This window comes from Sinorhizobium kostiense (assembly GCF_017874595.1).
Taxonomy (GTDB): Bacteria; Pseudomonadota; Alphaproteobacteria; order Rhizobiales; family Rhizobiaceae; genus Sinorhizobium; species Sinorhizobium kostiense.
Window position 1 is genome coordinate 553,920 of record NZ_JAGILA010000001.1, and the last position, 26,059, is coordinate 579,978.

Genomic DNA, 26,059 nt, shown 5'->3' on the forward strand with positions numbered 1-26,059 from the left:
TTCATATGATGACTTTCTCGATGAGTCAATCGTCCCTGTTGCCTCGACCCGCGGAGCGGCGGATCATCAATGCGCGATAGCGCTTGATGCCGGTTACGAGATGGCGGCGCATCGCCTCGCGCGCCTTCTCCGGATCGCGGGCAAGGATCGCTTCGGCGATTTCGCGATGCTCCTCGAGGATCGGCTGGTCGCGATTGGGCAAGGGATCGACCCCGCCCATGACGGATTTGAACTTCACCCGCGGGATCATCCGACGACCGACATGATCCAGGAAGGCCTTGAACCTGGCATTGTTCGTCGCGGCGGCGATCGCCATATGGAACTGGAAATCCGCCTCGTCAGTGGGTTTTCCCTCCTCCACGAGATCGGCAAACCTGTCGACTTGTGCCTGGATTTCGGCTTCTTGCGCTGGCGAACTGCGGGCCGCCGCAAGGCCTGCGGCTTCGACCTCGATACCGATGCGAAGCTCGAGTTCCTCGATGATGTCGGAGATCTTGTCCGTCTCGTCCGTGAACAGCTTCAGCCCTTCGTCGGCCGGTTTCGCGCCGATCACGAAGACGCCCGCCCCCTGCCGCGACTCGACCAGCCCGTCGGCACGCAGTTCGGCAATCGCCTCCCTGATCACGGTGCGGCTGAAGCCGAAGCGGTCGATGAGCGCGGGTTCGGTCGGCAGCTTGTCACCCGGCGCGTAGAAGCCGGCTTCAATCTGCCCGCGCAGGGCCTCCGCGACCTGCGACGCCAATGACCGGCGTGACGTGGGATGTTCGGCCTGCTGCATGATCCCTCCAGACTTAGTCATTCTCGGACCTGGAATACTCCGGCGGGCGCCAAAGGCAAGACCACCTTATGAAATCCATTATGCCTTCTTCAAAGTCATAGTATGAATTAAACTGATTTGGAAATCCATCCAGCCGTGACGCCGCCGGCGATGGCCACGGACCCGCGCTCATCCGAACGCTCGTTCAAAGGGTTGCGAGCGCATGGTTGGACAGGGCGCCGCCATAGAGCGTTCGCACGCGAAGCTTGTCTTCGAGCGCGATCACCACATCTTCGCTGAAATCGACCCCGTGCATCGCGGCGATCTCGGGGAAGCCGCCGGGCGTGAAGACGTTCACCTCGAGCACGATGTCGCCGACGATATCGAGCCCGACGAGAAACATGCCGTCATCCATGAGCTTCGGGCGCAGTTTTTCCGCGACCGAGAGAATCTGCGGCGTGATCGTCGCCGGCTCGGCCGTGCCGCTCGCATGCAGATTCGACCGGACGTCGCCCTGTGCCGGGATCCGACGGAAGGCGGCATAAACGCCGTCACGCTCGAGCGGACGCCCGTTCATCAGGAACAGTCGGATGTCGCCGGCGGTAGCCTCTGTCAGGTAATTCTGGGCTATAAGATATCCGGCGCCGCTTGCCGCCTCGAAGATCTGGTTGAGATTCGCCTCTTCCTTGGACCGGATCTTGAAGACATTCTTGCCGCCCGATCCCTGCAGGGGTTTCAATATGACGCCGTCGGGATGGTCCTCGATGAAGGCGCGGATCTCCTCGATGCTCCTGGAGATCAGCGTCGTCGGACGGACAATATCAGGAAAACCTTGGAAATAGAGCTTGTTCTGCGCAAGCGCCAAGCCATCGGGATCATTGACCACGATGACGCCCGCAGCCGCCGCCAGCCTGCCGAAATTGGTTCCGGCATAGACTGCCCACGGACGTCTTTCGGCATCCTCCGAGGGATCGTTCCTGAGGAAAAGCACCTGGACTTCCCGTATATCGATCGTGGAGATCTTCGCGCGTTCGCGCTTGAGCGCGTTGAGCAATGTTTCAGGCTTTTTCGGTTTCGAGCCGTTCAACGTAATCGCGCGGATCAGCAGGCTGTTATCCTGCCGGAGCACGAAATCGCCCGGCGTGACGTAACAAACCTCGTGCCCACGCCCGAGCGCGGCAAGAGCGAGCCAGGTCGTCGTATAGTACGCCATCTCGCCTTCAATGGAATTGACGAGAAAGGCAATACGCATATCCGGCTCCTATTGGTCCATAAGGTCGAGCGGAGTCCTTGCCGATCGCGCCCTGGAAAGCCGCGGCGTCGCACCCGCGGAATCGAGGAAAATCGGGCGGACCGCCGGTCCACCGAGCAAGCCTCGGGCATTCAGTTCCTGCATCACGCCGAAGTGCGAGGCGGCAATCTTCCCCATCCAGAAGGGTTCGAGCGCCCCGCCTTCTGCCAAATGGTCGAGCAATTGCAGAAGCCCCCTGAGATAGATCGCATCCTTGGCGAGCCCGCCGCCGCGATAGACGCGCAGGACCACATTGAACGCATCCGCTTTCGGAAAGCCATGCTCGTGCACGAGCAGCCGATGGGTTTCGGGCAGGCATGCGCCGTCGAGCATGGCAGCGCAGGCAACCACACGGGCAGCGATGAGCCGCAATCGCTCGGCCGTCATGCCGGCCGAAAGGTATTCCGCAAAGACGGCCAGGCCCTCCTGCATGCCTTCGTAGCCGGCGAGGCCGGAGCGAAACAGGCGCAGCCCTTGCGCCGACCCATTGAAATAGGTCAGCAGATGGACACCGATCTCGTGACTGAGGATTGGCTCGACACGATCTTTGTCCATCACCGTGGTTCGAGCGATGAGCAGCCGCTTGCCTGAGACGAGCAGCCCAGGGGGAAGGTCGTCCCGCACCTCGACACGCGCGTCGAAGTCGCTGCAACGGTGGGCATATTCGCCGATCATTTCGCGCGCCCGCCTTTCTATCAGGTGACAGTCTGCGGGCGGCTCGGGTGGACGCGTGCCGAAACCGCCCTTGTCCGCGCGGCCGTTGCTGCGGGCAAGGATGTCCTTTGCCGCCTGCCAGAGCGCTGGCTCGACGGGACCGTAGAGCGCGCGGCCGAATTCCAGGAATTTTGCCGTTTCCCGCGCAGAAAGCATCGACAGCTGCAGATCAAGCTCCTGCTGTTTTTCGCGGTAGAGCTGGTAAAGCACCGGATCTTCGAGGTGGTCGAAGGGAATGGAGAAGAGCTTTCGTTTCGCCGCCTCCACCTGGAGCGCCAGAGGCCGGTAGAGAAAGCGAGGCGCCCGCGAGCAATCCTTTGCGGCGAACTCGTTCCAGGCGGCTTCTGCATTGATCGGAGTGACGGCAAGCAGGAAGTCGAAGCTTGCAGCCACTTCGTCCATGTTGCGATCGGCGCGCTCCACGGCATCGACGAAGGCCCTCCGTCCGAGCGCGCGATGCGTGGTGATCGTCAGGCTTCCCGTTGCGCTTGCAAACGCAGCAAAGGCGTGCAGGCCGGCGTCGAAGATGCTGGCGATCAAGCGCTCGCGGATCTCCGGATAGATCTTGCTCGACTGGCGCTGGCGGTAGATCGGTGCAAAGCGCACACGCAGTTTCTGAAATGGCACCTTGAGGCTTTCGTCGTCTACGCCATCCGCCAATTCGCGAAATTCGACGCGTGGCGTGCGGAACTTCGCCTGGATCGCCTCGACGGCGTCGACGAAGGACCTCGCAGCCGCCCGGATCTCCCGTTGGGCCCCGGCCGTGACTTCCACTGTAAAGGGCGAAAGAAATGGCGCCTTGTCTTCCAGCAACTCGTCCGCCGCCAGTTCTCCGATCTCGAGCACCATGAAGGCGCCGAAGCGGCGTTCGAGCGCAGTTCCGATTGCTGCTATGATCGCGGCGGCGACGGTCGCATCGGGAGCAATCAGGTAGGACGCATTCGCCTGGGCGACTTCCCGTGCCACAGGCTCGCTGTCGTCGCCCGAGAGGTGGACGCAAATGAAGGGCAGCGCTCGATCGACATGCAGACGCCCGCCGCCTGCAAGTTCCCTGCGTACGGGCTTACCGGCCTCGATCGCCGCTACAACCTCTGCCATCCAGTCCTGGAGGTTCGCCTCTGGGGGAATCCGCGGGCTCGGAAGTTTCATCTGCCCTTCTCCAGAGCTTCGGTGAGCACCGGCTGCGTCGATGCGAGCAACTGCCTGAGCGCGACGAGGCTGTCCACGGATGGCGTGCCCGTCCATTCCTCCATGAAGAACTTCTTGAATTCGACGGCGATCGCGCAGCCGGTGTCGGGGAAATGTTCATGGATGAAACGCGCCTGTTCACCGCGCCCTTGAAACGCGATGTTTTCCCGGACGTCGAGGGGGCCTCCTGGAAAATCGAAGGTCCGCAGGGCTTCGGCAAAGGCGTCGACCACATGGGCCCACTTGCGGCGATCCATCGAAAAGGTGCCGAGATTGACGTCCGGTGCTTCCGCCGCGGCCATCGGCTCGGCTTCGGGGCCACCGCGCCGATGGTTGTAGCTGTGAACATCAAGCACGACGAAGCGCCCGTGGCACCGCTCGATGCCCGCAAGGAACGATTTCAGCATCGCGTAATATTCCTCATGAATGGCGAGCGACTGCTCGACCACGTCATGGGGAAGTTCGCATGTCCAGACATTGAGGCCCCAGGCCTGCTCCGGGCGGATGTAGATTGCGCCGTGGCGCGGTCGGTTGATGTCGACCTCGAAACGCGAGCGGTGCACGACGAGCCGGTTGGGGAAATCGCGAATGATGAACTCGGTGAAAGGGTCTTCCTCGCGCAGGCGCGCGTCCTCGGGCACCGCGAAACAGCGCTCCACCGCATCGCGCGTCATGTGGCCGTTATGTATTGCCGTCGCCACGACGGGCGAGTAGCCGCGATGCTGGGTCCACCATTCGGCTGTCACGGGCGGCGCCAGGTCCACGATTGGATCCCGGGCTTTCTTCATGTCCATCGTCCACCGCTCATCCCACTGAACTCGGCCAATGCGTCATGGAGCTACAATTCCGAAAACGACTTTTCAGTTCCAGAACCTCATGCGCTGCCGTCCGCGGCGGAACATATTAACCCACCCGCAGTTGGTCAGCACCTTGGCGCCGGCGGAATCCTGGAAGGCGATCTTCAACGTGAGTGAAGGAGTATCGAGATGAGGGCGTTGACCTGGCACGGCAAAGGCGACATCCGCTGCGAGAGCGTTCCCGATCCCCGGATCGAGGACGACCGCGACGCCATCATCAAGGTGACGGCTTGCGCCATCTGCGGGTCTGACCTGCATATCTTCAACGGGCTGATACCGTCGATGGACCATGGCGACGTGATCGGCCACGAGGCGATGGGCGAGGTGGTGGAGGTCGGCAAGGCCGCGACCGGGCTGAAGGTCGGCGACCGCGTGGTCGTGCCCTTCACCATCTCCTGCGGCGAATGCTTCTTCTGCCAGCGGGGTTTCTACTCGGCCTGCGAACGCACCAACCCCGACCGGGAAAAGGCAAGGAAATTGTGGGGCAATTCGCCAGGCGGCCTGTTCGGCTACTCGCATCTTCTCGGCGGATATCGCGGCGGCCAGGCGGAGTATCTGCGCGTGCCGCATGCGGACGTCGGGCCGATCAGGGTCCCTGACGAGCTGACGGACGATCAGGTGCTTTTCTTGTCGGATATCTTTCCGACCGGATACATGGCGGCGGAGTTCTGCGACATCGTGCCCGGCGACACCATCGCCATCTGGGGCTGCGGACCAGTCGGCCAGATGGCGATACGTTCAGCTTTCCTCCTCGGGGCAGAGCGCGTCATCGCCATCGATACCGTGCCCGAACGCTTGCGGCTTGCCGGGGCAGCCGGGGCGGCGACGATCGATTTCATGGAAGAGGATATCTACGACCGCATCATGGAGATGACCCATGGCCGCGGCGCGGATGCCTGCATCGATGCCGTCGGGACCGAAGCCCACAGCCGGGCCAGTCTCGATTCCTTTGTCGACCGGGTGAAGGTTGCGACCTATCTCGGCACGGACCGGCCGCATGTGCTGCGGCAGGCGATCCATTGCTGCCGCAACTTCGGCACGGTTTCTATCGTCGGCGTCTATGGCGGCTTGCTCGACAAAATACCTTTCGGATCGGCGATCAATCGCGGCTTGACCTTTCGCATGGCGCAAACACCGGTGCAACGCTATCTGCCGTCGCTGCTCCAACGCATCCGCAATGGCGAAATCGACCCGTCCTTCGTCATTACCCATCGCGGAAGACTGGAGGATGGGCCGGACCTCTACAAGACCTTCAACGAGCGAAAGGACGGCTGCGTGAAAGTAGTCCTTACGCCGTGAGGAAGTCGGCCTGCACCGCAGCCGTCAGAACTCCAAAATCGCGTAGGGCCGCCCGGTCGGCTTCTCGACATGGGCGGCGACATTGTAAACAGGAGCACCGCCGGGTGTCTTCCCCCTGTAGGTGCCCCTGTGCGCGTGGCCATGAACGACGGCACTCACGCGAAACCGATCGATGGTTTCCGCAAAGCGCGAGGAGCCCAGGAACGGGTAGATCGCCTCCGGCTCTCCGGCGACCGTTTCCGCGATCGGGGCATAGTGGAGCACCACGACGGAGTGCGGTGCGCTGGTCTTTCGCAAGGCGTTCTCGAGGCGCATCGCCTCGTCGACCGTCTCGGAGACCATTGTCTTGATGGCGGCCTCGCCGAAGGAGCCGAGCATATAGCGGCCAAAGCCGCCGACGAAGCCTTTCGTGCCGGCAAAGCCGACGCCAGCGATTTCTACCGCCTGCCCATTGAGGAGGTGAACCCCGGCCTTCATCAGGATCGCCGATATCTCCTCGACGGCGTTGCATTGGTGATCATGATTGCCGAGCACCGCCACCACCGGGACCGTGCAAGACTTCAGGTCGGCGGCGAGGAGTTCCGCTTCCGCGGGTTTACCCAGGTCGGTGAGGTCGCCGGCTATCGCGAGCACGTCCGCAACCCGCGAGATCTCTGAAAACAGCTCCGAATAGGAGACCGAGCCGTCCTCTTTCACGTGAAGATCCGCGACCGCAGCCACTTTCGTCTTGCCCATCGCGCTACTCCTTGTTTCCTGTGCGCATCTCGACGTCGCCGCCGACGTCTGCGAAGCCCCATTCCGTGACGTCGACTTCATAATCGGCTCGCGAGTACATTCGTCCGCGGCAGATCTTCGTCTGCGGCAGCGGCAGTTCCCGCTGCGCGGCCAGCCGGCGCAAGAGCTCGTCGATCAGCCATGGCGGAACCCGGTCGCGTTCGGAGGGATAGATCCACCGGAAGTTGAGCAGGTGGACCAGCAATACCTCCCAATGCGCATCCATGTAGTTGAGCAGCCTGTGCCAATCGATCTGATCGTGGGTCTTGAGGATCATGTGCGCCACGTCGGCGCCATCGTAGCGCTCGCGAAGCTGGATGAAGGATTTCGACCAGACCAGTTCCGTCGGGGCAACGATCGACACGGTGTTGGCATTGATCTTCACCGTCAGCGCATGTTCGAACCAGGCGTCGCTGACGAGCATGGTGCCGTTCGGGGAGGAGAATATGACGTCGAAGAAGAGCTTGCCCTTGTAAACCTTGCCAAGCCAGCGGTCGTCCTCGATCTCGACGGTATAGCCGAGCGATTGAAAATGGTTGAGGATGCGGGTGTAATCGCCCGCCTTGCAGAATATGTCGAGGTCCTTGGTCAACCGCGAGATGCCGGTATAGGCGCTGACGGCGAAGGTGCCTGCGACCAGGAACGGGATTTTCGACTTCAGGAGATCGGCGATGGCAGTCGCGACAAAATCTTCCGCCTCCGCGCCGGCGAGTTGCGGCAGGGCCAGTGGAGTACGAGCGCCGGACTTCTGCTGCGGTGACCTCGCCATGTTCTTGTCTCCGACGAAAGAATTCCTACGAGAACATTCGAGAACTCGAGTAGTTCCCCTCGTCTTGCCTGTGGCGACGCGCGCCGTGGCAAATGCACAACAGTCCGTCGTAGCTTCATCAAGGAGACATGCAGCAGCCGCCCTCCCCTCCGGCTTGGAATGAGGAAGAGCGTGCGCGATTTTCCGCCCGCATTCAGCCCTTCTACCGCATGTCACCTTGATCGGCCTCGATCTAAGGACAAAGCCCACAGCGACTATTTCACGCCTGAGGAGGCGCGCGGCGCTGCAGAATCGATCCCATCAGGATTTGGTTCGTTCCGACCCAAATCATCATGATCTAATGCTCGTTGGCATGCGTCCCGTGTGCGGCGACGATCGCTTGCGCCTCCTTGCCGTAGAGTTCCTCGAAGTGATCGAAGACCTTCGCGAAATAGCCGATGCCCTGGGTGGCAGACCTCAGGGAGCGCGCCAGTTCCTCCAGCGCGCCTCCCGGAATGAGCGCACGGAAAATATCCCATCCCTTCGCCCCCTCCTCGCGGTCGAAGCCGAGGACTTGGCCCTTGAGGGTAGAGACGATCGGCACGAGCCCGCCGGAGTAGATCGAGGGCACATGGATCTCGACGCGGAAGATCGGCTGCAGCAGCACCGAAGCGGATTGCGTGAGCGCCTGCCGCACGCCCAGCTTTCCCGCTGTCCGGAATGCATATTCGGAGCTGTCGACCGAATGATGCTGCCCGTCGGTAAGGGTTACGCCGACGTCGATGACCTTGAAGCCCAGCGGCCCTTTCTCCATTGCTTCCCGGGCACCGGCTTCGACGGCGGGTATGAAATTGCGCGGAACCGCGCCGCCCTTGACCGTCTCGGCGAAAGTGAACCCCTCCGCGCGATCATTCGGGTGGATGCTGAGCTTCACGTCGGCAAATTGACCGGCGCCGCCGGTCTGCTTGCGGTGGCGGTAATGGACGTCGGAGGATTTCGATATGCTCTCGCGATAGACCGGGCTCGGTGCCCTGTCGGTCACGGTCACGTGGAAGACGTCGGAGAGCATTCTGGAGATTTCTCGAAGATGCACCGGCCCTTGCGCGCAGACCATCTGCGCACCCGTCCCCTCCTCCTGCATCACCTTTAGTCCGCGATCCGTTTCGGCAAGTTTCGCCAGCGTCTCGGAGAGCTTGTTCTCGTCGCGCTCGCTTTCCGGCACCAGGATCCGCTCGAACATCGGCGTCGGCGGCGTCGTCCAGTCGGGCGGCGCGATCACAGCGTTGGCCGTGAGCAGGGCGGGAACCGTAAGGTGGTCCGACTTCACGGCGGCGAAGATCTGCCCGGCCACGGTGATGCCCGAAGCCATCGGGCGGCCATTTGCCGGATCCTGCAGCGCGCCGAGGCCGGCCCCGCCGAGCGCCGCTCCCTGTTTCACGCCGTTCTGAAGCGCGCGGGCGACGACGGTTTTGCCGACGCTCTGGCGATGATGGGCATGGAAGCTGACGGCGACGAGCGTCGAGCCGTCAATGCCGGCGGATTCGGCCAGCCTCTTACGAAGCGCTTCGACCCGCGGCGCCTCATGGCGCAGCGCCTTCATCAGCCGCATGATGCCGTTGCTGTGGCTTGCAGCCCCCAGGAGCACAGGAATTATCTTGTTTTCGGAGAGCACCCGCGTCGAGATCGAATAGATCGTATCGCTCGCCGGCGCTCGATCCTCGATCAGTTCCTCGAGCAGCCAGTCGTCGAACTCCGAAAGATGCTCCAGCAGTTCGGTACGTGCCTCGTGCTCGCGCTCGATCGCACTTTCGGGGATTTCGAACAAGGCGGATGTCTGGCCCTCACGATAACGCCAGGCCCGCTCCGAGATGAGATCGCAACTGCCGATGATCTTGTCGCCGTCGCGGATGGGTATCTGCCTGAGCACGAGTGGGCGGCTGCAATAATCCTGAAGCGCCGCGACGACGTCTCGGAGCCGTGCCCGCGGCTCGTCCATGCGATTGACGAAGAGAATGCAGGGCGTGCCCGAAGCTTCGATCACACGCAGATAGGGGGCGGCAAGAACGGCCTCCTCCAACACCGGCGAAACGCAGAGCACGCAAGCGTCGCTTGCGAGCAGCGCATCCTGCGCCAGCGCCAGCGCTTCATTATTGCCCGGCACGTCGAGGGCGCACCACGGCTCGCCGCCGAACTCGAATTCGGTGATTGCCAGACCGTATGGAGAAACAGACTTCTTCGGCTCGCCGTCCAGCGAGCCCAACCTTCCCACGAGCGTGGATTTTCCGATCTGCGAAGGACCAAGTACAGTGAAACAGCGCATCGGCGTTCCTCCCTCTGCCTGGATGACACTGCTGACAGGATGCCTCTCGAAAGGCCAAAGCGCCAGAGATTGTTGATTTTTCTTGCGACAACCCGGGAAACCCTGCCGCACGGTGCTCGTGCATGCCTTGGCGCCGCCGGGTGGACGCGCAAAGCTATAGGCGCGAGCGCAAGATCCGCGGCGGTCGCTGGCCGCAAGAACGACGCACTGCCCACGCAAATCCCACGATTGCTGCCGGAAACAGAGGGCGGCCGTCGACTTACCGCCGCATCTTATCGGACTGTAAGCCGTTGAAAACGTGGAACTTTGCAACTCATTGTCAAGGCAGACGGCCTCCCACGTGCCGCAACCGGGAATTCCGCGGCTATAAGATTAGCCCGGCCGCAAAAGGCAAGTCCGGCATCGTCGCGGGACGGCGACGCGGCTGCGTCTCGGCCTCTGATAGCGGGCGGTTCAGACGATTGCGCTCGGCTGAAATTCGGCAACGAGCTCGTGGCGGTCGCCGGGATAGGTCAGCCGCACACTGGTGACGGGCGCTCCGCCGCTCCAGGTCCTGCGTTCGATCACGAGGCAGGGACTGCCGACGGCTATGTCGAGGGCCTGCGCGGCCGGGCGGGTCGCCGCCACAGCGCGAATCCTGTGCTCGGCGGTGCTCCAGGGGACCTTGCCCAGCAGCCATGAACCCGGCGCGACCGCGTCGAACGCCTCGCCCTCGGCCTCCGGCACGGCCGAGAGGCTGATCAACCGCTCCTCGAAGCAGAATGGCCGGCCGCCGGCAAAATGCCGACAGGTAATGTCGATGAGCCGCGAGGCGGTCGGCAGGTCGATACGCCCGCCGTCGCCGGCGTTGATCCGCCGCACCGAGCGAGCGTCGCGGTAATAGGCGTAGTCGAGGCCGAGCGATTCGACTTCAAGCTTGACGTCGTGAATCTCCATGACGGCCGACTGGACCTGCGGAAAGGTCACGTAGCTCCCGGACTTGCGCCGACGCTCGATCAGCCCGCGCTTGACGAGCTCGGAGAGCGCCTTGTTCACGGTCATGCGCGAGCAGCCATATTGCTCCGTCAGCTCGTGCTCGAAGGGAATGCGATAGCCCGGCGGCCAGTCGCCCGACAGGATATGCGCCTCCACCTCGCCAAGAATCTTCTGGTGCAGCGACAAGGGTTGCTCGCGGGATGGTTCGGGGCGGGCTTTCTCGTCTGAGGGATGATCGTTGGAAATGATGGGTACCTCGCTTGACGACCGACGCCGCAGCTTACCCATTTCTATCGATTACGACAGCCCTACTGCATGTCTCCTTGAATCGACCTCGATTTAAGGACAAAGACATGCAGCAATTCAAAGTGCTACAGCGACCTTTGCGCGTCTTATCAGACGCGCGGCGCTGTAGCAGCCGTGCTGCGCGCTTTTCCACGTGGTGGAGTAATGTCGAAGTTCGGCGAATCGGAAAGCAGTTGTCCGCGGACAACACCCAGAACAAGTTGTCCGCGGACAACTTCCGATCAGCAATAATCATAGAATCGCGCCGCGCCGGCAGCATAGATCGGGTTTTTTCTTAAGCGTTTGTAAATTGGCAACGAATCGGCGCATAGTGTAACTGCGCAGATAGTGCTCTATTGGCCAGTTTTGCGCAGTTTTTTGGAGATGACGATGTTGCAGCAGAAAATCCAGGGTATCGACGAGCAGGAGCACTTGCCCTCCTTGCTGGCTGCCGACGCCCAGGAACTCGCGCATCAGCTTCAGGAACATCAAAAGAAGATCTTCTCGCCGACGGCACAGAAAACCATGCGGCTGTTCAGCCCGGCGGAGGCCGCCTCCTTCATCGGAATCGGTGAAGGCTATCTTCGCCAGATCGCGTCAGAAGGCCACGGGCCGGAGCCCCTGTCAAACGGCCGCCGCATGTATGCCGTCGAGGACATCGAGCGCATCCGCCGCGTCCTCGACGAAGGCAGCAAGGCCGGGAAATACATTCCGCATCGCAGGCCGGGCGAAAAGCTTCAGGTCATCTCTGTGATGAATTTCAAGGGCGGGTCGGGCAAGACGACGACCTCGGCGCATCTTTCGCAATATCTCGCCTTGCGCGGCTATCGCGTCCTTGCGATCGATCTCGATCCCCAGGCATCGCTCTCTGCGCTCTTTGGACATCAGCCGGAACTGGACGTCGGCGAGGCGGAAACGCTCTACGGCGCCATCCGCTACGAGGCCCCTCGCCCCATTGCGGACATCGTTCGCTCGACCTACACGACCAATCTCCATCTCATCCCGGGCAATCTCGAATTGATGGAATTCGAGCACGAAACGCCGAGGGCGATGATCGGCGGCCGGGCGGAGACGCTATTCTTCGCGCGCATCGGCGAGGCGCTGTCCGAGATCGAAAGCTTCTACGATATCGTCGTCATCGATTGTCCGCCGCAACTGGGCTTTCTGTCTATGTCGGCGCTCTGCGCCGCGACGTCCGTCCTCATCACCGTACATCCGCAGATGCTGGACGTCATGTCGATGTCGCAGTTCCTGTCGATGACGAGCGAGCTCATGGCCGTGGTCGAGAAGGCCGGCGGGCGCACGAGTTATGATTGGATGCGCTATCTCGTTACGCGCTTCGAACCGAATGACGGTCCGCAGAGCCAGATGACCGGCTTCATGCGGGCGATCTTCGGCAACCGAATGCTGCAGAACGCCATGGTCAAATCGACCGCCATTTCCGATGCCGGCGTCACCAAACAGACCCTTTATGAGGTGGAACGCTCGCAGTTCATCCGCGGCACCTATGACCGCGCGATGGAATCCCTTTCGCTCGTCAATGCGGAGATCGAAGAGATGATCCGCAAGGTCTGGGGAAGGAAATAACCGATGGCGCGCAAGAACCTGATCGGCATCTCGGACAGTCCTGTCGCCCCTGGCGATGGTGAGCGCCAGGCTATCGAGCGGCCGATCGCAGGGCGTCAGCCGATACAGCGGCAAAACGGTCTCGTCGGCGGCATCACGAGATCGTTGTCGAACATCACCCAGAAGGTCGAGCGCGCCGAGGAACTTGAGCGGCAGCTGGCCGAAGGTCACGCGATCGTCGATCTCGACCCGTCGCTGATCGACGCCTCCTTCATCGCCGATCGTCTCGGTGTCGCGCCCGAGACCCAAGCTGCGCTTGTCGAGCAGATTCGCGACCACGGACAACAGGTGCCGATCCTCGTCAGGCCGCACCCGACAGCCGAGGGCCGCTACCAGGTCGCCTATGGCCACAGACGGCTTGCCGCACTCCGCGAGATCGGCGGCAAGGTCAAGGCGGTCATCCGCGATCTCAGCGACGAACAGCTCGTCGTTTCGCAAGGCCAGGAAAACAACGCGCGCACCGATCTCTCCTTCATCGAGCGTTCGCTCTTCGCGACACGGCTGGAGGATCGCGGCTTCTCGCGCGAAATCATCATGTCGGCGCTCGGCGTCGACAAGGCCGCACTCTCGAAGATGATCACTGTCGTGCGGCGACTGCCGGTCGAGATCATCGAAGCCATAGGCGCCGCGCCTGGCTTCGGCCGCAGACGCTGGATGGAACTTGCCGATCTTCTCGAGCGCGAGGGCAATCGGATGAAGGCGCTTGGCCATATGCGGCAGGCGGTTTCGTCACTGAACAGCGACCAGCGCTTCGAGAAGCTCTTCGATTTTCTGAGCGTCGCCAAAGAGCGAGCAAAGATCGAAACCTGGCTTGCCCCAGATCGCGTCCGCGCGGTCCGCATTCGCGACACCGATTCGGAGACGACGCTTGCCTTCAGCAAGAAGGCGGCGCCGGGTTTCGGTGATTTCGTGAGGAAGAGGCTTCAGGCACTCTACCTCGAATATCAACAGGAAACAGGAGACTAGGAAGAGCAAAAGAAAAAGGCTTCCGAACGACTAGCGCTGCGGAAACCCTTCTCTCGTGTAGCAACTTGAGATTCCCATTTCCGCGAATCACTGTCAAGCGTTTTTGGCGTCGTCTCGGCGAACGGATTTCTTTTGCCTTGGATAAGGTGAAGAAAAATGGAACGTGGAAATGTGACGACGCCCTTCGGGCGGCGGGCGATGACGTTTGGCATGCTCGCAAGTCAGATCACGGCCGGCCGGGTTCGGCCGGAACAGTCGATCGACAAATGGAAATTGTTTCGCAGCATCTGTGAAGCGAAGACGGTGATCGGCGTCTCGGATCGCTCGCTTGCCGTGCTGAACGCGCTTTTGAGCTTTTCCCCAGGCGCCGAGCTTTCACGGGAAAACGGCCTCATCGTCTTTCCTTCGAACGCCCAGCTTGCGCTCCGCACCCACGGCATGGCCGGCACGACGCTGCGCCGCCATCTCGCCTGCCTGGTCGAGGCCGGCCTGATCATCCGGCGCGACAGCCCGAACGGCAAGCGCTATGCCCGCAAGAACCGTAGCGGCACGATCGGCGAGGCCTTCGGCTTCGATCTGTCCCCGCTCCTGGCCAGGGCCGAGGAATTCAATGCGGCCGCAGCCGAGCTTGCTGCCGAGAAACAGCATCTCCGGCTGATGCGAGAACGCCTGAGCCTCTGCCGGCGCGATATTCTCAAACTGCTCGAACTCCTGCGCGAGACTGCCTCGCCTCTTGGCTGGCAGCCGGTCCAAGAGCGCTTCCAGGCGCTCGCCGCCAGCCTGCCGCGCAAAGCCACGCCGGCGCTGATCGAAACTCAGCTCGCCAAATTGGCGACATTGCGTGACGAGCTGACCAATCAGCTGGAAATATTATTGAAATCGCAAAAAACGGACGCCAGTGAGCGCCAGAATGGATGTCACATACAGAATTCACAACCAGACTCCCCATCTGAATCTGAACGGGGCTTGGGACGTGGTGAGGGGACGCCTCCCGCATGCGAGCGAGGTGTCGAACCGGAAGCGCCGCCTGTTCCCCTCGAGAACTATCGTCAAGCTCCTTCCCAGCCGATTGAAAGGCTGACAGCGAGGCCCGCTGCTCCTTGCGCTCGCCAGATTCCGCTGCCGACGGTTCTCAGCGCCTGCCCGCAAATCGCCGACTATGCACCGGCGGGCCGCGTATCGAACTGGAAGGACCTGATGACGGCCGCGATCGTCGTCCGGACCATGCTGAATGTCAGTCAGGACGCTTATCAGGACGCCTGCTCGGTGCTTGGATACGAAAACGCCGCAACCGTCATCGCCTGCATCCTCGAACGGTCCGACCACATCAATTCGCCAGGAGCCTATCTGAGGGACCTCACCCGCCGCGCGAAACAGCAGGCGTTCTCGATCGCCCCGATGATCAGCGCCTTGAGCCGCGCCAGGAGGGCAAGTCCGCAGATGACAAGCTGAGGCAGCGCATCGATCCAACCTCATCGATTGCACCACAACAACGTCTGCACTTCCGCGCCTTAGGGCCGGTCGGCAGGGGAGGCTACCTGCGATGGAGAGCCTCGCTAAACGCTGTGGAGAAACGAGGCGTGTTCAAGCGCGGCGTTGCGTTGGGCCGTCGAATGTCGGAAACTTCATTGCAACACGGATTCGCCACGCCCCCATTCAGTTCGTCTTTCTTAACTATTCCGCGCTAATCGTAACCTACTGGCAAATCAGACGGCTCGGCGACAATGCGGAAGCTATCTCGGCGATAATTTCCGTCACTCGGACGGTGCCAATCGAGCCATTCCAAGCGGCATTTTCAGCATCAGAGGGCGTTGGTCCACAGGTGCGGACGTGCACCTCGCAGTGCAGGTGTTGACAGCTGTCAACCGTCAAGCTCAAGCGCCATTGAAGGCGATCGCCATCTGGCTCATCTGACGTTCGATGCGGTGAAACAATCGTAGCGCCCTCACCGATTGCCGATAGACGAAACCCGATACCCGCTGTTCGATCCATGCTGTTGACAGCTGTCAACCAATCACTCGCGCCAGTGCGCCGCAACCCATGGAGCCGGCAGGATATAGTGCCGCAAGTACCGGAAGGGGTTCTTCTCGCGTCGATCCGGCGAAAACAGGCCGCGAACGTGCTCGATCGGCGTTCCTCCCGTGCCCTTCTTGCCGTATTGCCCGTCGATGGCGTGCTGCGGCAGCAGCCCGCGCGGGAAAAGGACGACGCGCGCATCGGCGGGGAGCCGCGGTGCGAGCCAGTAGTTGAGCGGGAACGGTCGGCGGCAGTCCTGGCGGAAGTGCAGCACATGGCGCCGTGGAAAGAACTTCGCGCCGCCTGGAGCATTGCGCGTCACGAACCTCTGTTCGAACTCGTATTTGTCCGCAATCCCTTGTGGGTCGGCACGGAACTTTTCCTGCAGCTCGACCAGCCCGCCGACCGGGAAGCGGAACACCGATGTCTGGCCGAGCCTCTCGAAAGGTGTTGTCTGGTTCTTGGCAAGGACCACGTCGTCCGGCCCGCCGACCTCGAAGAAACTGTCGAGCGAGCCGACAACCACCACGTCCTGGTCGAGAAACAGCACCGGTCCTTGAAGGTCGCCAAGTTTCGGTCCCCACAGCCGCGCCTTAGGCCAGATCCCCTTGGTGTTCGTCGGCATCACGACGTCGAGCGGCGGCAGATCCTCGCAGCGGATTTCCGGGCGCAGCCCGTCGCGGTTGTCGGTGAAGCAGGTGAAGGTGAAAGGCGGCGTGATGTTGCGCGCCACCATGGCGTAAAGCCGATTGATGAAAGGCGGCCCGTATTTCGTGCCCCAGTTGATGCAGATCACCTGTTTGACGCCGCCGCTTGCCGCCAGAACGCTTGCCATTGGCCCTTGTTTCTTTCGTCTTCTGCCTGCAAAGCGCCGCTATGCCGCGGGCTGCCCTCACCCAGCTCATGCTGTGATGATAAACGGGAGGATGCGCAGGTCTCGGTTGCTCCGATATGCCTTAAAGCAGGATTTCCGTCCGGCTGGCAAGGCTGACAGGGAGGATGGAGAGTTGACAGCTGTCAACTGCAGCGGCGAGCGGTGATCAAGGTTTGATCTGGCTGGCAGCGCCCCTTGGGGGAGGAGAGAGGGGCGCTGCCGATGATCAGGTCGACCGGGGACACCATGGGAGGGAGAGCCGACCTGCCCTTTTGCGGAAGCCGCTTAAGGATAAGCGACGCTGCGTAACGCTCGGCTTGGCGGATGGTTCCCTGTAACTTTGGATTGCGAGCACTCCTTTGCCGCGAGAGCTCCGGGACATTTCCAGTGGGCAAAGCAAACCGGCGCCTGTGACGGAAGCATATCGCATGTTACGTTCCGTTTCGCCGCCAACGCATCGCCTTTCAAATGAGATACGAGCTACCCGATCCGCTGCATCCGACGCTCCTTCCGGCCCTGATCGCGGCGGAAGACGGCCTTGCTCGCCTTGACGAGCGCGCCGCCCGGCACGCGGTCGCCGAAGGATTTCGCGAGCGCGGGCAGTTCTTCGATGCCGTCGCGGCGCTGTGGGTTGCCGGCGAGCTCGTCCACGTCGAGGATCTGGTGCTTCACGATTCGCACATGGATGCGCGCGCGCCTTCGCACGAACTGACGATCGCGCACGCCGTCTTGCGGGCGCGGCGAAGGTTGGAACTGGCGGAACCCGGCTGGGCACTCTCGGCTGCCGGTCTCGATGTCCTGCGGGGAGAGCAGACAGGGCAGGGGCTGCCAGCTCCTACACCTCCGCATTTCGATACGGCCGGGCAGGGGTTCGGCGGAGAGGACACCGACGATAATCCGCTCGCGAGCGAGTTCGCCGAACTCGACGCGGCGCTTGCGCGCTCGCAACGGCTGCTCGATAGCCACAGGGAGGCGTTCGCCGATCCGGAGATAGCTCCCCCGCCGGTGCCGAGGGAGAGACAGGAACCCATGGGGCAACTGGGGCTGCTCTTCGACGAGGAATGGGACGAGCGGGCGCGGCTCGATGCCTGGCGCGCGGTGCTACCGCTCGCAGATCAATTGCCGGCGTCGATCGGAGCCGCGATCCTCTTCGACACGTGGGAGCGCATCGAGCCGCTACGGCGCATGCACTGGCTCGGCGCGCTTCTCGTCGGCGACTATCTTCGCTTCCGCGGCAAGGTGGCTTCGCATGTTCTGGCCTTCAATACCGGGCTGCGGACGATCCGCCATGAGCGGCGGCGCGCAAAGGACCGGCTGACGCGCCTCAATGCCTTTCTCGAGGCGATCTCGGCAACGGCCGATCTCGGCCTCAAGGAACTCGACCGGCTGTCGCTTGCAAGGACGCAAATGGAAATCCGGCTCAGGGACCGCCGCTCAAACAGCAATCTCCCCAAGCTCCTCGAGCTTGTGCTGTCGCGGCCGATCGTTTCGAGCGCCCTGATTTCCCGACAGCTGGGCGTCACCCCGCGCGGTGCCCTCAATCTCGTGCGCGAGCTCGGCCTGCGCGAGATGACGGGCAGGGGGCGTTATCGCGGCTGGGGTGTGCTCTAGAAAGCACGCATGCCAGGCCGGCGAGGGGCCCGGCCGGCGAGAGGCGCGGCCGGGCATGCGGATCACGCGTTCAGCGATTTGGCGAAGGGCAGTACGCGGATGCGCTTGCCGAGCGCCCTGTAGGCGGCATTTGCAACGGCCGGGCCGATCGGCGGCACGCCCGGCTCGCCGATCCCGGAGGGCGGGTTGGCGGAGGCGACGATGTGCACCTCCACGCTCGGCATGGCATCGATGCGCAGCGGCGTGTAAAGGTCGAAGTTGCCCTGGTCGACTTGACCATCGGTCAACGTGACCTCCTCGCCGAGGATCGCGCCGAGCCCGAAGCCGATCCCGCCTTCCACCTGAGCGCGGACCTGGTCGGGATTGATCACCAGGCCACAATCGACGGCGGCCACGACACGCTCGACCTTGATCCCGCCATTGCCGTCGGGCGAAACCTCGGCGATCTCGGCGACGACCGAGCCGAAGCTCTCGGCAAGGGCGACACCGCGGAAGCGACCCTCGGGTGGTGGCCTGTCCCATCCGGCCTTTTCCGCCGCCAGCTTCAGGACCGTCGCATGGCGCGAGTTGGGCTCGAGCATCGACAGACGGTACTCCACCGGATCGCGGCCCGCCGCCTCGGCCACCTCATCGAGGAGGGTTTCGGCGGCGAAGGCGGTGTGGGTCGAGCCCACGGAACGCCACCAGAGGACCGGAACGCCGAACTCCGTCGTCGTCAACCCGACGGTCTGATTCGGAATGGCGTAGGGCAGGTTATGCGCCCCCTCGACAGAGGTCGGGTCGACGCCGTTCTGGATCATACCCTCGAGCGCCGTCCTCGCCACGATCGACTGGCCGACGATGTGATCGTCCCAGGCGACCAGCTTTCCGGTCTCGTCGAGACCGGCCTTGAGGCTGTGCACATAGGCCGGCCGGTAGCGGCCCGCGCGCATGTCGTCTTCGCGCGTCCATTGCACCTTCACCGGTGCACGGAAACCGATGGCCTTGGCCGCATAGACGGACTCGACGACAACATCGCCGTCCGACACGGCCCGCCGTCCGAAGCTGCCGCCGGACTTCATGACGTTGAGGCGCACCTTTTCCGGAGCGATGCCTGCAATCTCTGCGGCGAGCCGCTGATAGATGTCCGGGAACTGGTGACCGCCCCAGACCTCCAGCGTACCGTCCTCGTTCATGCGCGCAACCGCATTCAGGGGCTCCATCGCCGCATGGGCGAGATATGGAAACTCGAAGCTTGCTTCGATGACCTTGGCGGCACTCGCGAAAGCGGCTTCGGTGTCGCCATCCTTGCGGGCGGTCGCCACCGGCGGCTTCTTCGCCAGCTCGCGGTACGTGGCCATCTGCTCGCCCGTGCCGCGCTTTTCCGCCGTCATGTCGTCCCACTCGACGGTGACCGCCTCGCGCCCCTTCATCGCCGCCCACATGTGCTCGCCGATAACGGCGATGCCACGCGGCGTCTCGACGACGTCGACCATGCCCTTGAGAGCCTTTGCGGCCGAAGCGTCGAAGGACTTCACCTTCGCTCCGAAGAAGGGCGGGTGGATCATCACCGCCGTCAGCATGCCTGGCAGCTTGACGTCGATCGTGTACTGCTCCGTCCCGTTCGTCTTGCGGGCGCTGTCGAAACGCTTCAGCTCCTCATTGCCGATCAGCTTCCAGTCGCCGGGCTGTTTCAACGGTACGTCCGCAGGCACCGGCATGGTCGCAGCCTTGGAGGCGAAGTCGCCGAAGCCGCCGCTCTTGCCGGAGGGATGGGAGAGACGGCCGTTCTCGACGGTTATTTCCGCAGCATCGACGCTCCATTGTTCGGCGGCCGCGGCTACCAGCATCGCGCGGGCAGCCGCCCCGGCCTTGCGGTAGCGTTCCCAGGACGTGGACATCGAGGTCGAGCCGCCCGTCCCCTGGATCGCGCCGCCGAAGGCGATATTGCCATAGGCCTGGACATTGCCGGCAACACCCTTCACCTCGATCGTCGACCAGTCGGCATCGAGCTCTTCCGCCACCAGCGTGGCGATGCCGTTATAGGAGCCTTGGCCCATCTCGAACTGCGAGGAAAGGACGGTCACCTTGCCGTCGCCGTCGATCGTCACATACGGGGAAAAAGCGTGCGAGCCGCTTTCGGCAGGCGCGTCGCCCGCAACGGCCGGGGCGGCGGCAAGCAGGCGGTAGCCAACCGCGATCCCGGTGCCGGCGGCTAGCGCGCCGATGAGGAACTGGCGCCGGGAAGTCTCGATCCGCTGGGCGGGAAGACCAAGTGATTGCATCAGTTTCGGCAGCATGGGTCAGGCCTCCAGACGCTTCGCGGCTTCGTGGATACCGGCGCGGATCCGGTGATAGGTGGCGCACCGACAGAGATTGCCGGACATGGCGGCGTCGATATCCGCATCGGTGGGATTCCGGTTGTTCGTCAGCAGGTCCGTCGCCGACATGATCTGGCCGGATTGGCAGTAGCCGCATTGCGGAACGTCGAGATCGGCCCAGACCGCCTGGACCGTTTCGGCCACCTTGCCCTTCAGGCCTTCGATCGTCGTCACCTGCGCGCCTTCGATGTCGCCGATGAAGGTCTGGCACGACCTGACCGGCGAACCGTCGACATAGACGGTGCAGGCGCCGCATTGCGCCATGCCGCAGCCGAATTTCGTGCCCGTCAGCCCGACAAGGTCGCGGATCATCCAGAGAAGTGGCATATCCGCTTCGGCATCGACCGAATGTTCGACGCCGTTTATTGTAACTTTCACCATGGTGCTCTCCTCGCGTAATGCCGATTGCCGCTTGCGCTTTGAAAGCGCGCGCCGCGCTCTGCACGTCTCCTTAAATCGATCTCGATCCAAGGATGCAGACATGCGCAATTCCGGGTGCTACAGCGACCTTTGCGCGTCTCATTGGGCGCGCGGGCGCTATAGTCGCGGGGGCAGCTTAGAAGACCATGCCTGCGGCCGGTATACTCAATCCTGCCGGATTATTGCCTAATCCTGTCGATGTCACGCGATCGTGATAGACCGGGACTCCGGCGGTGCCGGGCTAATCGATGGCCTCAGCAGCGCTTTGATATGCCGCGGTGGAGGACGCCGAGGGCGCGCAATCCCGGCCCAGCTTCCCCCTCAGGTCGACGCAGGGCCAAGGCGTAGTTCTTCTTGACCGCGGTCAATGCGCCGCGCGCAAAGTCTTCCATGCTTGCCTCAGCAACAAGGGAAGGAAGTTTCATGACGCGCGTCCTTATCCTAGTCGGGCACCCGGACCCGGATCCGCGGCGGTTTTGTCGCGCGCTCGCCGAGGCCTATGGGCGAGGGGCCGGGGGTGCTGGTCATGAAGTGCGGCGGATCGATCTTGCGGAGATCGACGTCCCGCTTCTGCGTAGCCGCGAAGAGTTCGAGGCGGGAGCCGTTCCGCAAAGCCTCGTGGAAGCGCGTGAGGCGGTCCTCTGGGCAGAGCATGTCGTCTTCATCTTTCCGCTTTGGCTCGGCACGATGCCGGCGCTCTTGAAAGCGTTTCTCGAGCAGATCATGCGACCGGGCACCGCGTTCGATTATCCGACCGGAAACGAGCGTTTCGTGAAGACGCTGCTGAACGGGCGGTCGGCGCGGGTGATCGTCACGATGGGAATGCCGGCCTTCGTCTATCGCCTCTGGTATCTGGGGCACGGCATAGCCGGAATGCGGCGAGGCATCCTGAACTTCGTCGGTATCAGGCCGGTTCGCGAAACATTGTTGGGGATGGTCGAAGGGGTCAGTGCGTCGAAGCGCGAGCAATGGCTTATCAAGCTGGAAAAGCTTGGCGCCTCGGCTTCGTGACGCCACCCCGGAAATATGAAAGCGCGCTTGTTTGGGCCAAGCGCGCTCAGGCGAACGATCTTTGGGTCAGGTGCCGGCATCCTCGATCGAACATTGGAAATATAGCACGACCGCGCGCATCCGCGCAAAGGCTGAAATCAGTCTTCATTTGAGGCGAGGCTGGCTCCGGTCACCCGTTGGGGGTGCCCCCTCGCTGCACCCTGCCGTTCAAATGCAGCGAAAGCTGCAGCCCTCGCTTCGGCAATGGCAGAGGCGGGCTCAGCTGGATGCGACCGAAAGTCTCTCTGCGGCGCTCCTGGTCGCGCTCCCGCTGAATGCGGGCTGCGGCCACGGCTGCCATTGCGCGCTCGATGACTTGCTCCGTGCGGGTCATGGATGCCTCCATTTTTGTTCTCGTTATGTTCTCATTCGGAAACCGTTCTGTCAACCGGGCGGATTTGGTCGTCGCGTGACGCTTTATACTTGCGCAGCGCCTCGCTGCTATGGTTTGTGACGGTTTAGCACAGACCAGGAAAGCATGTGCGGTTCTCCGCCCGGGTCCCGCGCCAACGCCTTGGAGTCGGTGACGGTGATCTTGGGTCAACCTACCTGAAGAGGAGTTCCGGTCTGGTTGATGAAAGACTTTCATTGAGGAAGATGCGCATGTCGAAGCTTTTTTCGGGCGTGGGTGCCCTGGTCTTCGCCGGTTTCGTCGCTGCGGGCGTGGCGAAGGCCGAGACGAAGACGATCACATTCCTGTTTACCGATGACGACCAGGGTTATGTCGAACGCATGGCGGCGCTCAGCAAGGAGTTCGAGGCCGCGCATCCGGATGTGAAGGTGAATTTCGTCTCGTCCGGCTATGACGCCGTCGTCAAGCAGTTGCCGGTACAGCTCGCCGTCGGCGAGGGGCCGGATGTCGCCAAGATTTCCGATTGGCAGCTCGCGCCCTATTACCTCGACATGCGTCCCTACATGAAGGACGCGGACGCCTTCTTGAAGCTTCATGGCGAAAGCCTCGAGCAGTTGCGCCTGCCGGGCGTCAACGATCCGAATTCGATCAACGGCTACGTGGCGTCTGAGACGCTCAACCTGCCCTTCGTCAACAAGACCCTGTTCGATGAGGCTGGCGAGCCTCTGCCAGGACCGAAGGCGACCCTGAAGGAAATCGTCGAAGCCTCGGCGCGCGTGGCCAAGGCAACGGGCGTGCAGATCCCCTTCACCATGGACCGCTCGGGCCATCGCTTTTCCGGCGCGGCCTTCTCCTATGGCGCGACCTATGTGAAGGACGGCAAGTTCAGCTTCCCGGACGAGGCGGCGAAGAAGTACATCGCCGATCTCAATGCCTGGGCCGAGGACGGCAGCTTCCCCAAGGAGATGTGGGGCGCGGCCGGTGGCTCGCAGTACAAGAACATGGGTGACGAGTTCGTCAACGGCAATGTCGTGACCTATCTCGCCGGCAACTGGATGGTGAACCCCTTCCAGACCAAGATCGGCGATGCCTTCGAGTGGACGGCGATCAATGCGCCCTGCGCCGATGCCGGCTGCTTCGCCATGCCGGGCGGCACCGCGATCGTCGGCTTCAAGCGCACGAAGCATCCGGAGGTCGTGGCCGAGTTCATCGAGTTTCTCGGCTCCGAAAAGATCCAGCGCGAGATCGCCGAAAACTACGTCATCCTGACCGGCGCCGATGTCAACAATCCGCAATACAAGCTTTCAAGCGAGGACGCCAAGGCATCGATGGCGGTCTTCCTCGACAACAAGAAGAACGTGCCGGAGGCGGCGCGCGAGTTCGAGCGCAAGAAGGGCGGCACGGCCCTCTACCAGCAGATCGTGCAGCGCATGAGCCAGCTGATCGTCGGGGAACTGTCGCTCGACGAGACCTACGAAGTCCTGGAAGACGATGTGCGCAAGATCAACGAGGCGATTTCGACGCAGTAAGCCCTCTCCCAGCTTGCCGTCGCACGACGCGCCCGGTTCGGGCGCGTCGTTTTTGATGTGGCCGCATCTCCGGATGGCAAGGACCCCCCTCTGCCCTGCCGACAATCTCCCCCACAAGGGGGGAGATTGTCCGGAAGGCACGGCCCCGCCCGGCATCAAGACCCCGCGGGTGCCGATGCCCTTGATCAGACGAAAAGCTGACTCGCTGGAGCGAGAGTTCGCTACTTGCCAATCTCCACCCTTGTGGGGGAGATGCCCGGCAGGGCAGAGGGGGGTAACCGCGCCGCCCCATTGCGGATTTCAGTTATGACCCCTACTCCCCATAGCGGGCGAGTACGGCACCTGGCTCCAGATAGCTGCCTTCGGCTGCGACGTAGCGCAGCGTCCCGTCTCGGGCGGCGAGAACCTGCGTCTCCATCTTCATCGCCTCCATCACAGCCAGGAGATCGCCCTCGTGGACGCTGTCGCCGTCGGCGACCTTCCAGGACTGGAGCGTGCCGCCGATGGGTGCCGCGACGACGGTTGGATCGGCGGCTGACGCGGTGGCCTTTTCATCCACCCGCGCGGGCGCGGAAAGCCCGGAAAAGAGCATCGCAGGGATGGCCAGCTCGTGCCTCTTGCCATCGATTTCGACATGGGTGCGGATCAGGGACGGATCGGCGCTGGGTTCGGGACGCGCTTCGGCTGCAGGCATTTCGGCGAATTCCGTCTCAATCCAGCGCGTATGTACCTTGAAGCCGTCATCGCCGATGAAATCCGCGGCGTCGATCGCTGCGCGATGGAAGGAAAGCACGGTCGCGACACCTTCGATGCGGAACTCCCTGAGCGCCCGGCGGGCCCGCTTCAGCGCTTCCTCGCGCGTGGCACCGGTGACGATCAGCTTCGCCACGAGCGAATCGAAGACGCCGGGGATGGCCGAGCCGCTTTCGACGCCGCTGTCGAGGCGAATGCCGGGGCCGGCCGGCGGCTCGAAGGCGGTGATCCGACCGGGCGTCGGCAGGAAACCGCGACCGGGATCCTCCGCGTTGATGCGGAATTCGATCGAATGGCCACGCGGCGCCGGCGATTTCGTCAAGCGAAGCGGCAGGCCGTCGGCAATGCGGAACTGCTCGATCACGAGGTCGATGCCGGTCGTCTCCTCGGTCACCGGATGCTCGACCTGCAGGCGCGTGTTGACTTCGAGGAAGGAGATGGTGCCATCGGCGCCGAGCAGGAACTCCACGGTTCCCGCCCCCGTGTATCCGGCGGCGGCACAGATCGCCCGGGACGATTCATGGATGGTGTTGCGCTCAGCGTTGCTGAGGAACGGCGCTGGCGCTTCTTCGACGAGTTTCTGGTTGCGCCGCTGCAGCGAGCAATCGCGGGTGCCCAGCACCAGGACACTGCCGTGGCGGTCGGCGAGCACCTGCGCCTCGACGTGGCGCGGCCGATCGAGGAACCGTTCGACGAAGCATTCGCCGCGGCCGAAGGCCGCCGTCGCCTCGCGCACGGCTGAGAGATAGAGTTCCTCGACCTCATCGAGGCGCCGCGCGACCTTCAATCCGCGTCCGCCGCCGCCATGGGCGGCCTTGATCGCGACCGGAAGGCCGTGCTCCTTCGCGAAGGCGACGACCTCGGCAGGACCTGTGACCGGGCCGTCGCTACCGGCAACGAGCGGTGCGCCGACGCTCTCGGCAATGCGGCGAGCCTCTACCTTGTCGCCGAGCGCTTCGATCACATGCGGGTCGGGGCCGATCCAGATGAGGCCGGCTTCGATCACGGCGCGGGCGAATTCCGCCCTTTCGGACAGGAAGCCGTAGCCGGGATGGACGGCGTCCGCGCCGCTGCGGCGGGCGATGTCGATGATCTTGGCAATGTCGAGATAGGTCTCCGTCGGCCGGCTTCCAGTGAGACCGTAAGCCTCGTCGGCAAGCCGCACGAAGAGCGCATCCACGTCCGGATCGGCATAGATTGCGACGGAGCCAACGCCATAATCACGGCAGGCGCGGATGATCCGCACCGCGATCTCGCCGCGGTTGGCGATCAGCACTTTCTTCATCGGTGTCTC

Annotated in this window: 21 protein-coding genes; 7 read left to right on the forward strand and 14 right to left on the reverse strand. The window is 62.8% G+C overall.

From position 1 onward, the window contains the following. Window positions 1-25: 25 nt before the first annotated feature. The 4 genes from J2Z31_RS02500 to J2Z31_RS02515 all read right to left on the reverse strand — a co-directional run bounded on the left by J2Z31_RS02500 (window position 26) and on the right by J2Z31_RS02515 (window position 4,744). Complete coding sequence (locus J2Z31_RS02500) at window positions 26-778, reverse strand: FadR/GntR family transcriptional regulator (RefSeq protein WP_209600298.1); 753 nt, start codon at window positions 776-778, stop codon at window positions 26-28. 184 nt (window positions 779-962) lie between these two features. After that, window positions 963-2,009, reverse strand: a complete 1,047-nt coding sequence (locus tag J2Z31_RS02505; protein WP_209600299.1) for a glutathione synthase — start codon at window positions 2,007-2,009, stop codon at window positions 963-965. Between the two features lie 9 nt (window positions 2,010-2,018). Then, window positions 2,019-3,911 carry a flavohemoglobin expression-modulating QEGLA motif protein gene (locus tag J2Z31_RS02510; protein WP_209600300.1) on the reverse strand — a complete coding sequence of 631 codons (1,893 nt, stop codon included), beginning with the start codon at window positions 3,909-3,911 and terminating at the stop codon, window positions 2,019-2,021. Further along, the gene (locus J2Z31_RS02515; protein ID WP_209600301.1) at window positions 3,908-4,744 is read right to left on the reverse strand and encodes an N-formylglutamate amidohydrolase; all 837 of its coding nucleotides are present in this window, start codon (window positions 4,742-4,744) and stop codon (window positions 3,908-3,910) included. The genes J2Z31_RS02510 and J2Z31_RS02515 overlap by 4 nt, the downstream gene beginning before the upstream one ends. A gap of 192 nt (window positions 4,745-4,936) precedes the next feature. Between J2Z31_RS02515 and J2Z31_RS02520 the strand changes: the two genes are divergently transcribed. Then, entirely contained in the window at window positions 4,937-6,106 is a 1,170-nt protein-coding gene (locus tag J2Z31_RS02520) for a zinc-dependent alcohol dehydrogenase (protein ID WP_209600302.1), read from the forward strand. 24 nt (window positions 6,107-6,130) lie between these two features. Here the strand turns inward: J2Z31_RS02520 and J2Z31_RS02525 are convergent, their stop codons facing one another. The 4 genes from J2Z31_RS02525 to hutC form a co-directional block, all read right to left on the reverse strand. Beyond that, complete coding sequence (locus J2Z31_RS02525; RefSeq protein WP_209600303.1) at window positions 6,131-6,841, reverse strand: metallophosphoesterase family protein; 711 nt, start codon at window positions 6,839-6,841, stop codon at window positions 6,131-6,133. A gap of 4 nt (window positions 6,842-6,845) precedes the next feature. After that, window positions 6,846-7,649, reverse strand: coding sequence for a nucleotidyltransferase family protein (locus tag J2Z31_RS02530; RefSeq protein ID WP_209600304.1), 804 nt, complete (start codon window positions 7,647-7,649; stop codon window positions 6,846-6,848). A gap of 337 nt (window positions 7,650-7,986) precedes the next feature. After that, window positions 7,987-9,948, reverse strand: coding sequence for an elongation factor G (locus J2Z31_RS02535; RefSeq protein WP_209600305.1), 1,962 nt, complete (start codon window positions 9,946-9,948; stop codon window positions 7,987-7,989). A 453-nt stretch (window positions 9,949-10,401) separates the two neighbouring features. Further along, complete coding sequence (gene hutC, locus J2Z31_RS02540; RefSeq protein WP_234939228.1) at window positions 10,402-11,109, reverse strand: histidine utilization repressor; 708 nt, start codon at window positions 11,107-11,109, stop codon at window positions 10,402-10,404. Between the two features lie 492 nt (window positions 11,110-11,601). Between hutC and repA the strand changes: the two genes are divergently transcribed. The 3 genes from repA to repC all read left to right on the forward strand — a co-directional run bounded on the left by repA (window position 11,602) and on the right by repC (window position 15,252). Further along, on the forward strand, window positions 11,602-12,795 hold the full coding sequence (gene repA / locus J2Z31_RS02545; RefSeq protein ID WP_408022015.1) for a plasmid partitioning protein RepA: 1,194 nt from the start codon (window positions 11,602-11,604) through the stop codon (window positions 12,793-12,795). Between the two features lie 3 nt (window positions 12,796-12,798). Continuing rightward, window positions 12,799-13,800: a plasmid partitioning protein RepB gene (repB, locus tag J2Z31_RS02550; protein WP_209600308.1), complete on the forward strand. Its 1,002-nt coding sequence runs from the start codon at window positions 12,799-12,801 to the stop codon at window positions 13,798-13,800. A gap of 156 nt (window positions 13,801-13,956) precedes the next feature. Next, complete coding sequence (repC, locus tag J2Z31_RS02555; protein ID WP_209600309.1) at window positions 13,957-15,252, forward strand: plasmid replication protein RepC; 1,296 nt, start codon at window positions 13,957-13,959, stop codon at window positions 15,250-15,252. Window positions 15,253-15,814: 562 nt separating this feature from the next. Here repC and J2Z31_RS02560 read toward each other — a convergent pair. Beyond that, entirely contained in the window at window positions 15,815-16,651 is an 837-nt protein-coding gene (locus J2Z31_RS02560) for a glycosyl transferase (RefSeq protein WP_209600310.1), read from the reverse strand. Between the two features lie 507 nt (window positions 16,652-17,158). On the opposite strand from J2Z31_RS02560, the gene J2Z31_RS02565 reads away from it, so the two are divergent. Next, on the forward strand, window positions 17,159-18,301 hold the full coding sequence (locus J2Z31_RS02565; protein ID WP_209600311.1) for an RHE_PE00001 family protein: 1,143 nt from the start codon (window positions 17,159-17,161) through the stop codon (window positions 18,299-18,301). Between the two features lie 62 nt (window positions 18,302-18,363). Here J2Z31_RS02565 and J2Z31_RS02570 read toward each other — a convergent pair whose 3' ends face one another. From J2Z31_RS02570 to J2Z31_RS02580, 3 genes are all read right to left on the reverse strand, one after another. Next, window positions 18,364-20,580, reverse strand: coding sequence for a xanthine dehydrogenase family protein molybdopterin-binding subunit (locus J2Z31_RS02570; RefSeq protein ID WP_209600312.1), 2,217 nt, complete (start codon window positions 20,578-20,580; stop codon window positions 18,364-18,366). 3 nt (window positions 20,581-20,583) lie between these two features. Then, window positions 20,584-21,042: a (2Fe-2S)-binding protein gene (locus J2Z31_RS02575; protein ID WP_209600313.1), complete on the reverse strand. Its 459-nt coding sequence runs from the start codon at window positions 21,040-21,042 to the stop codon at window positions 20,584-20,586. 293 nt (window positions 21,043-21,335) lie between these two features. After that, a complete protein-coding gene (locus J2Z31_RS02580) occupies window positions 21,336-21,506 on the reverse strand; it encodes a hypothetical protein (RefSeq protein ID WP_209600314.1) in 171 nt (56 codons plus the stop codon). On the opposite strand from J2Z31_RS02580, the gene J2Z31_RS02585 reads away from it, so the two are divergent. Continuing rightward, window positions 21,505-22,092: an NAD(P)H-dependent oxidoreductase gene (locus J2Z31_RS02585; protein ID WP_209600315.1), complete on the forward strand. Its 588-nt coding sequence runs from the start codon at window positions 21,505-21,507 to the stop codon at window positions 22,090-22,092. The two genes, J2Z31_RS02580 and J2Z31_RS02585, sit on opposite strands and share 2 nt — an antisense overlap. 169 nt (window positions 22,093-22,261) lie before the next feature. Here J2Z31_RS02585 and J2Z31_RS02590 read toward each other — a convergent pair whose 3' ends face one another. Next, window positions 22,262-22,465 (reverse strand): hypothetical protein, encoded by a 204-nt coding sequence (locus tag J2Z31_RS02590; protein ID WP_209600316.1) that lies wholly within the window; start codon window positions 22,463-22,465, stop codon window positions 22,262-22,264. 269 nt (window positions 22,466-22,734) lie between these two features. On the opposite strand from J2Z31_RS02590, the gene J2Z31_RS02595 reads away from it, so the two are divergent. Further along, window positions 22,735-24,012 carry an ABC transporter substrate-binding protein gene (locus tag J2Z31_RS02595; protein WP_209600317.1) on the forward strand — a complete coding sequence of 426 codons (1,278 nt, stop codon included), beginning with the start codon at window positions 22,735-22,737 and terminating at the stop codon, window positions 24,010-24,012. Window positions 24,013-24,325: 313 nt separating this feature from the next. Here the strand turns inward: J2Z31_RS02595 and J2Z31_RS02600 are convergent, their stop codons facing one another. Next, complete coding sequence (locus J2Z31_RS02600; RefSeq protein WP_209600318.1) at window positions 24,326-26,050, reverse strand: acetyl/propionyl/methylcrotonyl-CoA carboxylase subunit alpha; 1,725 nt, start codon at window positions 26,048-26,050, stop codon at window positions 24,326-24,328. Window positions 26,051-26,059: the final 9 nt, after the last annotated feature.

Bases quoted from the DNA above. Each gene is read 5' to 3' on its own strand.
- J2Z31_RS02600 (WP_209600318.1), bottom strand. From the start codon at position 26,050: ATGAAGAAAGTGCTGATCGCCAACCGCGGCGAGATCGCGGTGCGGATC.
- repB (WP_209600308.1), top strand. From the start codon at position 12,799: ATGGCGCGCAAGAACCTGATCGGCATCTCGGACAGTCCTGTCGCCCCT.
- J2Z31_RS02570 (WP_209600312.1), bottom strand. From the start codon at position 20,580: ATGCTGCCGAAACTGATGCAATCACTTGGTCTTCCCGCCCAGCGGATC.
- J2Z31_RS02595 (WP_209600317.1), top strand. From the start codon at position 22,735: ATGTCGAAGCTTTTTTCGGGCGTGGGTGCCCTGGTCTTCGCCGGTTTC.
- J2Z31_RS02525 (WP_209600303.1), bottom strand. From the start codon at position 6,841: ATGGGCAAGACGAAAGTGGCTGCGGTCGCGGATCTTCACGTGAAAGAG.
- J2Z31_RS02530 (WP_209600304.1), bottom strand. From the start codon at position 7,649: ATGGCGAGGTCACCGCAGCAGAAGTCCGGCGCTCGTACTCCACTGGCC.
- J2Z31_RS02575 (WP_209600313.1), bottom strand. From the start codon at position 21,042: ATGGTGAAAGTTACAATAAACGGCGTCGAACATTCGGTCGATGCCGAA.
- J2Z31_RS02590 (WP_209600316.1), bottom strand. From the start codon at position 22,465: ATGACCCGCACGGAGCAAGTCATCGAGCGCGCAATGGCAGCCGTGGCC.
- J2Z31_RS02505 (WP_209600299.1), bottom strand. From the start codon at position 2,009: ATGCGTATTGCCTTTCTCGTCAATTCCATTGAAGGCGAGATGGCGTAC.
- J2Z31_RS02500 (WP_209600298.1), bottom strand. From the start codon at position 778: ATGCAGCAGGCCGAACATCCCACGTCACGCCGGTCATTGGCGTCGCAG.
- J2Z31_RS02580 (WP_209600314.1), bottom strand. From the start codon at position 21,506: ATGAAACTTCCTTCCCTTGTTGCTGAGGCAAGCATGGAAGACTTTGCG.
- J2Z31_RS02510 (WP_209600300.1), bottom strand. From the start codon at position 3,911: ATGAAACTTCCGAGCCCGCGGATTCCCCCAGAGGCGAACCTCCAGGAC.
- J2Z31_RS02535 (WP_209600305.1), bottom strand. From the start codon at position 9,948: ATGCGCTGTTTCACTGTACTTGGTCCTTCGCAGATCGGAAAATCCACG.
- J2Z31_RS02560 (WP_209600310.1), bottom strand. From the start codon at position 16,651: ATGGCAAGCGTTCTGGCGGCAAGCGGCGGCGTCAAACAGGTGATCTGC.
- J2Z31_RS02515 (WP_209600301.1), bottom strand. From the start codon at position 4,744: ATGGACATGAAGAAAGCCCGGGATCCAATCGTGGACCTGGCGCCGCCC.
- J2Z31_RS02520 (WP_209600302.1), top strand. From the start codon at position 4,937: ATGAGGGCGTTGACCTGGCACGGCAAAGGCGACATCCGCTGCGAGAGC.
- repC (WP_209600309.1), top strand. From the start codon at position 13,957: ATGGAACGTGGAAATGTGACGACGCCCTTCGGGCGGCGGGCGATGACG.
- J2Z31_RS02565 (WP_209600311.1), top strand. From the start codon at position 17,159: ATGAGATACGAGCTACCCGATCCGCTGCATCCGACGCTCCTTCCGGCC.
- J2Z31_RS02585 (WP_209600315.1), top strand. From the start codon at position 21,505: ATGACGCGCGTCCTTATCCTAGTCGGGCACCCGGACCCGGATCCGCGG.